This is a genomic window from Allobosea psychrotolerans, assembly GCF_002917105.1.
GTDB lineage: Bacteria > Pseudomonadota > Alphaproteobacteria > Rhizobiales > Beijerinckiaceae > Allobosea > Allobosea psychrotolerans.
In genome coordinates this window covers 1-11,313 of the sequence record NZ_PQFZ01000003.1, presented here as the reverse complement: position 1 = coordinate 11,313, position 11,313 = coordinate 1, and the positions used below count along the sequence as shown (strand labels likewise).

The following is an 11,313-nucleotide window of genomic DNA, read 5'->3' as shown; positions in this document are numbered from 1 at the left end:
AAAAATCATGGATCTTGGGATTTCCGGCCGCACGGCCATCGTCTGCGCCTCCAGCAAGGGTCTTGGCCGCGGCTGCGCGCAAGCGCTCGCCGAGGCTGGTTGCATCGTCGTGGTCAATGGCCGCGACGCGGCCACGCTCGAAGACACCGCGAGCCAGATTCGTGCCAGCACCGGCGCGACGGTCATCGCCGTGGTGGCTGACGTTTCGACACGCGCGGGGCAGGACGCCTTGCTCGCGGCGGCTCCCGAGCCCGACATCCTGATCAACAACAATGGCGGGCCTCCGCCGAAACCGTTTCGCGATGTGTCTCGCGAAGCGCTGCTCGAAGGCGTCATCCAGAACATGGCGACGCCGCTGGAACTGGTTCAGCGCGTTGTCGATGGCATGATCGCGCGGCGCTTCGGCCGCATCGTCAACATCACCTCGGCGAGCGTGCTGACGCCGCTGACGGGGCTCGACGTCTCCTCGGCGGCGCGCGCGGGGCTGACGGCCTTCCTCTCCGGTGTGGCGCGCGAGGTGGCCCATGCCAACGTCACCATCAACAACGTCCTGCCCGGATCCTTCGACACCGACCGGCTCAAGAGCGGAACGGCGCGAATGGCTGCCATCAAGGGCATGACGCCAGAGGACTTCGCCGCCACCCGCAAGGCCGAGATCCCGGCCAGGCGCTTCGGCACGGCCGAGGAATTCGGCAATGTCTGCGCCTTCCTCGCCAGCCAGCATGCCGGCTACATCACCGGCCAGAACCTGCTGATCGATGGCGGCGTGTTCAGGGGCAGTTTCTGAGGGGCGATAGGTTTCGACGGGCAATGCCACGTTGCACCACCGGCTCCGTCATTCCGGGCGGAGCCCTCGGGTCCGATCGTCGATCGGCCCAAGGATAAACTCAACGTAGACCCAGGATCCGGGAACACGACGCCGATGTGAATCGACATCATGGCCAGCGACCGAAACGGCACGCTCTATGTCGGAGTCACAAGCTCACTCTCCAGGCGCATCACCGGGCATCGAGAAGGCCGAGGTTCCGACTTCGTGCGCCAGTACAATGTCACATGCCTGGTCTATGCAGAGGCTTATGAGCGGGCGGATGAAGCGATCGCACAGGAGAAACGTATCAAACGCTGGTCGAGAGCCTAGAAGATTGCCCTGATCGAAAAGCGCAACCCAAACTGGGACGACCTGCACAAAACCATCCATCCGGATTGAGCAGCAGGCTCAGCCTCGGCGTTGCATGGATCCCGGGTCGGCGCGGCTTCGCCGCTTGCCCGGGATGACGTCGAGGATGAGCACGCGAGCTGAGCCCCGTTCAAACCTTGCCCCGCTCCCCGCCTATCAGGGTTGCAGAGTTGACGCTTTGAAGCGTGGGCCGGACATGGTCTAAGGGGAACGGTCTTCTACAAGACCCTTCCTCCCTGCCCTCCCTCCGCGCCGGTCCGTTGTCACCTCTCCTCGGCATTTGCCTGAAGCTCTTCTCGGCCCTGGTCTTCACCTTGATGTCGGCCGGCGTGAAATCGATCGCGGGCCGTTATCCGACGGGCGAGATCGTCTTCGTGCGCTCCTTCTTCGCCCTGATTCCACTGCTGATCTGGCTCGCCTGGCAGGGTGGCGTCGTCGCCTCACTGAAAACCAGCAATCTGCGCGGCCATCTCAAGCGCGGCGTCATCGGCTCGACCGGCATGTTCTGCGGCTTCGCCTCGCTGCAGTTCCTGCCCCTCTCGGATTCGGTCGCGATCGGCTATGCCGCACCCCTCGCCGTCGTCGTGCTGGCTGCCGTAATCCTGAAGGAACGCGTGCGGATCTATCGCTGGAGTGCAGTCACGATCGGCTTCGTCGGCGTCCTGATCATGCTCTCGCCCTATATCAGCGGCGTCGGCAAGGGGCTTGCCCCGGGGCCCGCCTTCGGCGCGGCGATCGGCCTGGCCGGTGCCTGCTGCTCGGCCTTCGCCTCGATCGAGGTCCGGCAATTGACCCGCAGCGAGGGCACCGGCGCGATCGTGTTCTATTTCATGCTGATGACCAGCGCGCTCGGGCTCTCCACAGCCATGTTCGGCTGGCACATGCCGAACCTGCAGGATGCGGCGATGATGCTGGCGATCGGCATCCTCGGCGGACTCGGCCAGATCTTCCTCGTCCAGGCCTATCGCTATGGCGACGCCTCGCTGATCGCGCCCTTCGAATACTCGACCATGCTCTGGGCCGTCGCGATCGGCTGGTTCGTTTTCGGCGACTGGCCGGCGACCGCCGTGCTGATCGGCGCGGCGATCGTCATCACCTCCGGCATCTATGTGATCCTGCGCGAACAACAGCTCGGCCTGCTCCGGCGCGAGCAGCGCGAAGTCGGGTCGACGCGCACGACCTGACACAGGGAGCAACTGCGAGCTTCGGCTTGCTGCTTGCATCAGGAACGGGCATTGTCCGCTCAGACAAACAATCGTTCGCCTCCGCAAACGACAGACAGGTAAGACGGTCAAAACGAATGGGCATCGAGACCAAGGAGCGCAGTGGCCGGGAGCTTGAATCCGGGGCCCAGATCGTCTCCGGGCAGCTCGGAAAGACGATTCAGCGCCTGCGCAAGGCCTATAATCTCTCACTCTCGGAACTCGCCGAGCAATCGGGCGTGGCGAAGTCGATCATCAGCCAGATCGAGCGCAACGAGACCAACCCGACGCTGGCGACGATCTGGCGGCTGTCGCAGGCGCTCGACATCTCGATCGAGCGCGTGCTCTCCAGTGGCGAGGAAGAGCCCTTCATCGACAAGACCAGCCGCAGCGACACGCCGATCCTGGTCTCCGAGGACGGCAAGCTCAGGCTCGCCATCATCGGCTGGATCAAGACCGTCGAATGGCTGCAATGGTACGAGATCCAGGCCGAGCCGGGCGGCGAGCTCGACTCGGAAGGCCACCAGCGCGGCTCGATCGAATCGCTCTCCGTCACCTCCGGCGAGTTCGAGGTCGAGGTTGGCGACATCATCCAGCGCGCCAAGGCCGGCGACACGCTGCGCTATCGCTGCGACCGCCGCCACATCGTCCGCTGCGTCGGCGATCAGCCGGGAAGCGCGCTGATGGTGTGCATCCTCAAGGCGGCGGTGATGGAGTAAGGCGCGCAGCCCTCCAGCTCGCCCGTTGAAGCGGGATGACCTTCCATAGAACCACATCGTCGCTCCGGAGCAGGCTGCAGGCCTGAGCCCAGAACTGAGAACCGATGCGTGTCGGCATCGATTCTCCGCTGCCGGAGCGCCATTCAGCCCGCCGCCGCAGCCTTGACCGAGCCCCTGGGCGAGGCGATTGCGGGCTCAACCGCGAAGATATGAAGGCCTCGAAACCCGACGCGCCGCATATCTTCACAAGCGACCATTAACCCATGCGGACTAGCTTCCCCCACACGCTGGGCGATTTGGGAGCACGCGATCATGCCTGAGGCCGGCTTCGGGCCCTGCTGACGACGATACCAATGGATCTCGCAACCCTTTGGCACCTGACGACTGGAACCCTGCTCGTCGCGGCCGCTATGACTCTTTGGGAGCGGAAGGCGCAGGCGCGACGCTCGCGCGAGCTCGGCCTTTGGGCTTTGGCCTATGGCCTGTTCGCCTTCGGCTGCATCCTGGCGATGAATCGAAGCCTGCTTCCCGGCGTCGCCGGCCCGGCCGCCACCAACGTCGTGATGATGCTCGGCTACTCGCTGATGCTGCAGGGCGCCTTGGCGCTGGACGGCCACAGGCTGCACCCCGCCTTCATCGCCGGCCCGCTCGCATTCATCGGCGCGGCTTGGTTCGCCGTCGGCGCCGGCTCGGCCGATCTCCTCTGGAACCATGTCAGCTCATTCCCGATCGCCGTCGTCTGCGCGCTGACAGCGCTCGCGCTGCTGCGCAGCCGCACCGCGAGGGGGCTGCGCTCCCGCCCGATCGCGGTCGCGGTTTTCGCCGGCCACGCCCTGTTCTACGGCGCCCGCGCCTTCGCTGTTCCTGTGCTCGCATCAGCCTATGGCGACGCCGTGCTGTCCATCGTCGCCAGCCTCACCATGTACGAGGCCGTGCTCTTCAGCGTCGCCATGGCCATGTCCCTGCTGGCGCTCGTGCGGGAAGAGGATCACGCTCGGCTCCTGGCCACCGCCCGCACCGACTTCCTCACAGACCTCAACAACCGCCAGGGTTTCTTCGAGCTCGCCCCCAAACGCCTGAGCCAGGCGGAAAAGAACGCCCGGCACGCGCTGCTCGCGATCGATCTCGATAACTTCAAGGCCATCAACGACCGATACGGGCACGAGGCCGGAGATCGCGTGCTGAAGCTCTTCGCCAGCATCGCCAGGGAGGCCGCAGGCCCCGACGCCATGAGCGCCCGCCTGGGTGGCGAGGAGTTCGCAATCCTGCTTCCGAACATGACAGGCGAGGACGCCCGCCTGGTCGGACAGAGCATCGCCCGGCGCTTCGCCGAGACGGCCGCGCGTGACGACGAATTGGGGATTCCCGCCACGGTCAGCATCGGCCTCGCGGAGGCCGGGAGCCGGGAGGCCGACCTGACCGCGCTCCTGGCCACAGCCGACCGCGCCCTGTACCAAGCCAAGATGCTGGGCCGCAATCGCGTCGAGAGCGCCAGGCCGGATCAGGCCGCCAAGGCGGCGTAGAAGCGCCGCCCGCATCCTCGGTCACCGGGTCAGCCTGGACCGGCGCCTTCGCAAACTGCGATGAGCTTCGCGCCTGGCCGCCCCGATCGTCCCTCAGTGCGCCGATGGCTTCGCCGGCCCCTGCACCGCCGGCAGCGACTTCAGATACTCCGCCATCGCCAGACGATCGGCATCCGACAATTGCGCGATGTTGCGCACCACGGCCGCCATCGAGCCGCCGACGCTGTCGAAGCTCGGCGTGAAGCCGGTCTTGAGCAGTTCGGCGATCTCCTCCTTCGACCATTTGCCCAGGCCGTCCTCGGCCTGGGTGATGTTGGGTACCCAGCCCTTGCCTTCCGGGTCGGGCCCGCCGGCGAAGCGCGTCGCCTGGACGATGGCGCCCAGCGCGTTGCGGCTCGAATGGCATTCGGCGCAATGGCCGGGGCCATTCACCAGATAGAAGCCGCGATTCCATTCCTCGCTCTTGCCCGGATCGGGCTTGAACGAGGCTCCGTCGAAGAAGAGCAGCTTCCAGCCGCCGACGACGCGGCGGATGTTGAAGGGGAACCGCAATTCATGCGGCGCGGCCTTGCCCTCGACGGGCGCGAGCGTGCGGATATAGGCGAAGAGATCGGCCAGCGCCTTGGGCGGGATCAGCCGATAGGAGGTGTAGGGGAAGGCCGGATAATAATGTTGCCCGGCCGGCGAGACGCCGGTCGCCATCGCATCGACGAAATCCTTCACGCCCCAATTGCCGATGCCGTCGCGCGTATGCGGCGAGATGTTGGGGGCATGGAAGGTGCCGAAGGGCGAGCCCAGCCCAAGCCCGCCGCCGAGCTTGAGCTTGTCGTCCTGCCCGGGCGTGGCGTGACAGGACGAGCAGCCGCCCGCCGCGAAGAGCAGCTTGCCGTTCTCGATGTCTGGCGCCGGCAGCGCCCCGATCTCGGGAGCGGGCGAAACCACGCGCGGGTCGGTCAGGACGTAGAAACCGGCGAGGCCAAGCACCGCCAGCGCGACGAGGGTAACCAGCAAGCGGCGCAGCAGCAGCATTCTCATCCTCTCCCGAGATTGCGAACGGGCTAGAGCGTTTTCGAGCGAAGTGGATACCGGTTCGCGTGAAGAAAACGTGTCAAAAACAAAGGTCTAGAGCAATTCATCGATCCGATCGGATCGGAAATTACTCTAGCTCGGAATCACAGCGTCATCCCGGACACGCCGCGAAGCGACGCCGATCCGCGATGACACCGGATGTCCGAGCAAGACCGAGACAGTGCTGGAGTGGAACGCGCGGCGCAGCAAAAAGCTCCGCCGGCCGCCGTCAAAAACCGGCAGCGCTCACTTCTTGATGCGATAGGCCTCGTGGCAGGCAGCACAGTTCTTGGTGACGGTGCCGAATGCGGTGCGGAACGAGGCAAGATCGGTGGAGGCCGTCGCCGCAGCCGCGGCATCGCTTTCGAACTTGACCTGTGCTGCCTTGAAGTTCGCCTGATCTTCCCAGATCTTCGGGCCGGCAGTGGTGTCGCCGGTCTTGGAGCTGTCGGGAAACAGCGTCTCCATCTTCTTGCCGGAGTCGACATAGGTCTTGAAGATGCCCTGGACCTTGGCGGCGTCGAACGCCTCCTCGCCCTTGGCGATCTTGGCGCCGAGCCCGGTGGCTCCGCCGATCATCTTCATCGTGGCCTTGCGCTCGGTAATCGGATCAGACTGCGCCATGACGGCGGAGAAACCGAGCACCAGAGCAGTGGCAGCAAGAGCAAAGCGGATCATGCGTCGTCATCTCCGAAGGCTGTCCGGCGCTCAGGATGACGCCGGTTAGAACCTTTCCAGATCACAACAGCCGAGCGCTGCCGCCAAGCCGGTCTCACGCGATTGGCATTTGCATCAAAGCAAATGCAATCTTGCATTAGAGCCCGACAGCTTCAGATGGAGTCACAAAGTACCCCCCACCCGAAGACTGAATCGGTCGCTCTTCAAAAAGTGAGAGCAGGATCAATGCTCTTACAGCGGATATCCAGCCTGCTTCAGCGCATTGAAGACCTTGATCGGGGTCGCCGGCATGTCGATCGCCTTGATGCCGGCCGCCCGGTCGAGCGCATCCACCATTGCGTTCATCACGGCCGGGCAGGCACCGATGGCGCCCGCCTCGCCCGCGCCCTTCACACCCAACGCATTGGTGAGGCAGCGCACATTGCGCGTCTCGAAATGGAAGTTAGGCACGTCGACCGCACGCGGGAGGGCATAGTCCATGAAGGTCGCGGTCAGCATCTGCCCCTCGGCGTCGAAGCGGATCTCCTCCATCAGGGCCTGGCCGATGCCTTGCGCCGCGCCGCCATGGACCTGGCCTTGCAGCATGATCGGGTTCAGCGTCACGCCGAAATCGTCGACCACGACATAATTGAGGATCGTGGTTGCCCCGGTGCCGGGATCAACCTCCAATTCGCAGATATGGGTGCCGTTGGGATAGGTCGCCTCCGGCGGCTCCCAGCTCTGGTGCACCTTGAGCATGGCCGAGGTCGCGCCCGGCAGCGCGGCGATCGCGGCAAGGTCGAGTGCCTTGTCGGTGCCGACGACGCGCACCGCGCCATCGACGATTTCGAGATCACTGATGCCGGCTTCGAGCTTCTCCGAGGCAAGCTGCTTGAGATTGTCGGAGAGGATCGCAGTCGCCTTGTCGAGCGCCGCGCCGCCGACGGGGATGGAACGCGAACCGCCGGTGCCCGAACCCGTCTCGACCTTGTCGGTATCGCCCTGGATGACGCGGATGCGGTCCATCGGAATGTCGAGATGCTGAGAGACGAGCTGTGAATAGGCCGTCTCATGCCCCTGCCCGTTCGACTGCGTGCCGATCAGCACGGTCACCATGCCGTCCTTCTCGAGGATCACGGTCGAGCTCTCCGGCCCGCCGCCGCCGCAGGCCTCGATATAGCAGGCGAGGCCGATGCCACGGATCTTGCCGGCCTTGGCCGAGGCCTTGAGGCGGGTCTTGAAGCCGTTCCAGTCCGCCACCTCCATGGCGCGGCGCATATGCCCCTCGAACTCGCCTGAATCATAGACCGGCCCGGTCTGGGTCTTGTGCGGCATCTCGCTTGGCTTGACGAAGTTGAGCGCCCGCACAGCGTCGGGCGTCTTGCCGGTCTCGCGCGCGACCGCATCGACCAGCCGCTCGATCAGATAGGCTGCCTCGGGGCGGCCGGCGCCGCGATAGGCATCGACCGGCGTCGTGTTCGTCAGCACGCCGCGGAAGCGCACATGCACGGCGGGAATGCTGTAGCAGCCCGGCGTCATCGTGGTTCCGACCCAGGGGATGAAGGGTCCGTACTGAGAGAGATAGGAGCCCATCTCGGCCGCCAGATCGACCTTGAGGGCAATGAACTTGCCCTTCTTGTCGAGCGCGACCGTCGCCGTGGCGAGATTGGCGCGACCATGGGTGTCGGCGAGGAAATGCTCGGTGCGGTCTGAGACCCAGCGCACCGGGCGCTTCAGCATCTCGGCCGCGACCATGGTCAGCGGGTATTCGCGATACATGAAGATCTTGGTGCCGAAGCCGCCACCGACATCGGGCGTGACGACACGGATGCGCTTAGGGTCGACCTTCAGGATATAGCTCGCCAGAATGTCGCGCGTGCCATGGCTGCCCTGGCTGCCGAGCGTCAGCGTCCAGCGCTTCGTCTCCTTGTCGTATTCGGCGATGCATGCGCGCGTCTCCATATAGTTGGAGGCGAGCCGGTTGTTGACGATGGTGACGGAGACGGTGCGGTCGGCCTTGGCGAAAGCCGCGTCGGTCTTGGCCTTGTCGCCCTGCTCCGCCTCGAAAGCGACATTGCCCGGCCGGTCCGGCCAGACCTGCGGCGCCTTGGGCTCCAGCGCAGCGGCAATGCCGGTGATCGAGGGCAGCGTCTCCCAGGAAATGTCGATGGCTTCGGCTGCGTCGCGCGCCTGGTCGAGCGTCTCGGCGACGATGAAGGCGACCGCCTCGCCGACATGGCGCACGGTGTCGGTCGGCAGCACCGGCACGGGCAAGGGCACAACCGGCTCGCCCGAGATCGTCTTGATCAGACCCTTGCAGGGAATGCCGCCGAGATGGGCGACGTCCTCGCCCGTCAGGATCAGCTTCACGCCCTTCATCTTGCGGGCCGCGCTCTTGTCCCGGATCGTGAATTTGGCATGCGCATATTGCGAGCGCAGCACGAAGGCGTGCAGCGCGCCCTCGACCGCCGTATCATCCGTATAACGACCTGCGCCCGTGGTCAGGCGGTGATCCTCGACCCGGCGAACCGGCTGGCCAAATCCGAATTTCATGGGACGCATGGGCATCAATCCTCAAATCGGTCGCATGTAAGACTGAAACAGAACTTGAAACTGGAGCAGGATCCGCGCCCCGTCAGCCCCGCACAACGGCGTACCGCGATGCACTGGGCGCAGCCCGCAGTCTTGGGAAGCGTCAACGGGCGATCGGCCCGCCTTGCAAGACCCAGTCCTTGAAGCCGCCGAGGTAGTGGCTGTCGATATCAAGGCCGGAGCTTTGCGCAAATTCGAGCGCGCGCAGCGAGCGCACGCCGGCGGCGCAGGAAAAGATGACGCGCTTGCCGGGCTCGTCGGGAATGGCGGCTGGGTCGAATTGCGAGAGAGGCAGCGAGGTCGAGCCAGGAATATGGCCGGCCGCGAATTCATGTGGCTCGCGCACATCGACCACCAGGATCGACCCATCCGCAAGTCCGGCCTTGACGGCGTCGATATCGAGATCCTTCACGATCAAGGCGCATCTCCAGCTCAATCCAGCAGATGTACCAGATAGAGCGTGAGCGCCGGAATTGCCACCATGATGCCGAGCCGAATGCAGCCTTGCGGATCAATTCGCCAACGGCGGGCATCTTGATCGAGCGGTTTGGTGCGCATCGTTCTGGCGCAAGCTGAGCTTGGCCATTGCCGTTCGAATGCGCGCATTTCCCGGTGATGGCGATGATGGAGAGCCAGCCGTAAGCGGTCCCGGCGCCGGTGCCCGCTCGGGGCGGGTCTTGCGGCTGCGCCCAGAGGGACGCAGCCGGCCTACGGATCCGTCGCCGGATCGAGCCCTGAGCCGCGTCAGGCCTGCGGAGGAATCCGCAGCACCCAGCCCGGCTGGATCAGGTCGGGGTTCTTCACCGGTGGCGTATTGGCCTTGACGATATCTGTGTATTTGGCGCCCTGGCCCTTGCCGTAATGCTCTTCGGCGATCTTCCAGAGCGTGTCGCCCTTCTTGACCGTGTAGAACACGGCGGGAGCGGCTTCCTTGGTCACGGCGAGATCGGATTCGACCGAGGCGACTCCGGTCGTGTTCCCCAGCGCCAGGATGATCTTCTCGGCCTGCTCGGTCGAGACCGCCTTGCCCGAGACCTTCACCTTGTCGCCGTCGATCGAGATCGCAACATCGGAAGGCAAGCCATGACCGGCCAGCTCTTTCTGCAACTCGTCCGCCGTCGCGGCCTTGGCTGGGGACGAGCCGAAAATCTTCGCGCCCGCATCCTTGATGAAACTGAACAGACCCATGAGGCTTCTCCATCTGTTGGGAGGCATATCAAGCCCTCTCAGCGTGATAAGTTCAAGACAGACGTTGCATTTTTGCGCGAATACAACTTTTCCTTGCATCATCTGATGGGCCTTTTTTTTCGGCACAACTGCTCTGAAGCTGTGGGCTCTTCCCCGCGCATTGACAGGCTGGCACAAGCGCCCCGGTACAGCCGCCCCAAGACAGCACCCCGAAGACATCAACGGAGTTCCCCGATGCTGACACTCGCCCAGGCCCAGGCCATTCTCGCAACCGCCCTCAGCCATGCCGAAAAGAGCGGGTTCAAGCCGCTTGCCATCGCAGTTCTCGACGCGCGCGGCGCACAGAAGGTCTTCGCGGCGCAGGACGGCACCAGCCTGAAGCGCGGCGAGATCGCGCTCGGCAAGGCCCATGGCTCGGTCGCGATGGGCCTTGGTTCGCGAGCCCTCCACAAGATGGCGCAGGAGCGGCCCTATTTCATCGAGGCGGCCACGCATGCGGTCGGCGGCTCGCTCGTGCCGGTGCCCGGCGGCGTGCTGATCCGCGACACGAACAACATGCTGCTCGGCGCGATCGGCATCTCCGGCGACACCTCGGACAATGATGAGGCGGCCGCTGTCGCCGGAATCATCGCTGCCGGGCTCAGGGCCGACACTGGCGCCTAGAGCAGATTAGGTTGCGGTGCATCCTGATCGGATGACGCGATCTCTATGACATGGCGAGAGACGGATTCATCGATCAGTTCGATCCGACCGGATTCGGCTCTCGTCGCTCCAGAAAGCACTTGGCGGACCCGAAAACACTTGCCAGACGCCGCGCGAGGCATCATGTCACGCGCGGCGCTGTTCGGTTTGCCGAATTTTTGAACGCTTCAAAGGAAATGAGATGAGCGACGTGGCCGTTCCCGGTGAGGTCATCACCACGGATGTCGTGATAGTTGGCGCGGGTCCGTGCGGGTTGTTTGCGGTGTTCGAGCTGGGTCTGCTCGACATCAAGGCGCATCTGGTCGACATCCTGCCCAAGGTCGGCGGGCAATGCGCCGAGCTCTATCCGGAGAAGCCGATCTACGACATTCCCGGCTTCCCGATCGTCACCGGCCAGGGCCTGGTCGACAACCTGGTCGAGCAGATCAAGCCCTTCGGCCCGACCTTCCACCTGAACCAGATGATCGAGGCGCTGGAGCCGATTG

At 64.5% G+C, this 11,313-nt stretch carries 13 protein-coding genes; 7 read left to right on the top strand and 6 right to left on the bottom strand.

The genetic code is table 11. The features are described from left to right. The first annotated feature begins 7 nt into the window (after positions 1-7). The 5 genes from CYD53_RS05600 to CYD53_RS05580 all read left to right on the top strand — a co-directional run bounded on the left by CYD53_RS05600 (position 8) and on the right by CYD53_RS05580 (position 4,621). Positions 8-787, top strand: coding sequence for an SDR family oxidoreductase (locus CYD53_RS05600; RefSeq protein WP_103717147.1), 780 nt, complete (start codon positions 8-10; stop codon positions 785-787). Positions 788-937: 150 nt separating this feature from the next. Continuing rightward, positions 938-1,138 (top strand): GIY-YIG nuclease family protein, encoded by a 201-nt coding sequence (locus tag CYD53_RS05595; RefSeq protein WP_103717146.1) that lies wholly within the window; start codon positions 938-940, stop codon positions 1,136-1,138. A gap of 299 nt (positions 1,139-1,437) precedes the next feature. Then, positions 1,438-2,361 carry a DMT family transporter gene (locus CYD53_RS05590; protein ID WP_103717145.1) on the top strand — a complete coding sequence of 308 codons (924 nt, stop codon included), beginning with the start codon at positions 1,438-1,440 and terminating at the stop codon, positions 2,359-2,361. 116 nt (positions 2,362-2,477) lie between these two features. Then, positions 2,478-3,098, top strand: a complete 621-nt coding sequence (locus tag CYD53_RS05585) for a helix-turn-helix domain-containing protein (protein WP_092173428.1) — start codon at positions 2,478-2,480, stop codon at positions 3,096-3,098. A 353-nt stretch (positions 3,099-3,451) separates the two neighbouring features. Continuing rightward, entirely contained in the window at positions 3,452-4,621 is a 1,170-nt protein-coding gene (locus CYD53_RS05580; protein WP_210202291.1) for a GGDEF domain-containing protein, read from the top strand. 93 nt (positions 4,622-4,714) lie between these two features. Here CYD53_RS05580 and CYD53_RS05575 read toward each other — a convergent pair whose 3' ends face one another. The 6 genes from CYD53_RS05575 to lysM all read right to left on the bottom strand — a co-directional run bounded on the left by CYD53_RS05575 (position 4,715) and on the right by lysM (position 10,126). Then, positions 4,715-5,650 carry a c-type cytochrome gene (locus CYD53_RS05575; RefSeq protein ID WP_103717143.1) on the bottom strand — a complete coding sequence of 312 codons (936 nt, stop codon included), beginning with the start codon at positions 5,648-5,650 and terminating at the stop codon, positions 4,715-4,717. A 285-nt stretch (positions 5,651-5,935) separates the two neighbouring features. Beyond that, positions 5,936-6,367: a c-type cytochrome gene (locus tag CYD53_RS05570; RefSeq protein WP_103717142.1), complete on the bottom strand. Its 432-nt coding sequence runs from the start codon at positions 6,365-6,367 to the stop codon at positions 5,936-5,938. Positions 6,368-6,598: 231 nt separating this feature from the next. Then, on the bottom strand, positions 6,599-8,908 hold the full coding sequence (locus CYD53_RS05565; protein ID WP_103717141.1) for a xanthine dehydrogenase family protein molybdopterin-binding subunit: 2,310 nt from the start codon (positions 8,906-8,908) through the stop codon (positions 6,599-6,601). A gap of 133 nt (positions 8,909-9,041) precedes the next feature. Next, complete coding sequence (locus tag CYD53_RS05560) at positions 9,042-9,356, bottom strand: rhodanese-like domain-containing protein (RefSeq protein ID WP_103717140.1); 315 nt, start codon at positions 9,354-9,356, stop codon at positions 9,042-9,044. Positions 9,357-9,370: 14 nt separating this feature from the next. After that, the gene (locus tag CYD53_RS30845) at positions 9,371-9,496 is read right to left on the bottom strand and encodes a hypothetical protein (RefSeq protein ID WP_281261243.1); all 126 of its coding nucleotides are present in this window, start codon (positions 9,494-9,496) and stop codon (positions 9,371-9,373) included. A 186-nt stretch (positions 9,497-9,682) separates the two neighbouring features. Next, positions 9,683-10,126, bottom strand: coding sequence for a peptidoglycan-binding protein LysM (gene lysM, locus CYD53_RS05555; protein ID WP_103717139.1), 444 nt, complete (start codon positions 10,124-10,126; stop codon positions 9,683-9,685). Positions 10,127-10,360: 234 nt separating this feature from the next. Between lysM and CYD53_RS05550 the strand changes: the two genes are divergently transcribed. Both CYD53_RS05550 and CYD53_RS05545 read left to right on the top strand, forming a co-directional pair. Next, on the top strand, positions 10,361-10,789 hold the full coding sequence (locus CYD53_RS05550) for a GlcG/HbpS family heme-binding protein (RefSeq protein WP_103717138.1): 429 nt from the start codon (positions 10,361-10,363) through the stop codon (positions 10,787-10,789). Between the two features lie 220 nt (positions 10,790-11,009). Beyond that, positions 11,010-11,313 (top strand): NAD(P)/FAD-dependent oxidoreductase (locus CYD53_RS05545; protein WP_146055820.1); only part of this gene is annotated, 304 nt, incomplete at its 3' end.

Bases quoted from the DNA above. Each gene is read 5' to 3' on its own strand.
- CYD53_RS05550 (WP_103717138.1), top strand. From the start codon at position 10,361: ATGCTGACACTCGCCCAGGCCCAGGCCATTCTCGCAACCGCCCTCAGC.
- CYD53_RS30845 (WP_281261243.1), bottom strand. From the start codon at position 9,496: ATGCGCACCAAACCGCTCGATCAAGATGCCCGCCGTTGGCGAATTGAT.
- lysM (WP_103717139.1), bottom strand. From the start codon at position 10,126: ATGGGTCTGTTCAGTTTCATCAAGGATGCGGGCGCGAAGATTTTCGGC.
- CYD53_RS05585 (WP_092173428.1), top strand. From the start codon at position 2,478: ATGGGCATCGAGACCAAGGAGCGCAGTGGCCGGGAGCTTGAATCCGGG.
- CYD53_RS05580 (WP_210202291.1), top strand. From the start codon at position 3,452: ATGGATCTCGCAACCCTTTGGCACCTGACGACTGGAACCCTGCTCGTC.
- CYD53_RS05565 (WP_103717141.1), bottom strand. From the start codon at position 8,908: ATGCGTCCCATGAAATTCGGATTTGGCCAGCCGGTTCGCCGGGTCGAG.
- CYD53_RS05575 (WP_103717143.1), bottom strand. From the start codon at position 5,650: ATGCTGCTGCTGCGCCGCTTGCTGGTTACCCTCGTCGCGCTGGCGGTG.
- CYD53_RS05595 (WP_103717146.1), top strand. From the start codon at position 938: ATGGCCAGCGACCGAAACGGCACGCTCTATGTCGGAGTCACAAGCTCA.
- CYD53_RS05600 (WP_103717147.1), top strand. From the start codon at position 8: ATGGATCTTGGGATTTCCGGCCGCACGGCCATCGTCTGCGCCTCCAGC.
- CYD53_RS05570 (WP_103717142.1), bottom strand. From the start codon at position 6,367: ATGATCCGCTTTGCTCTTGCTGCCACTGCTCTGGTGCTCGGTTTCTCC.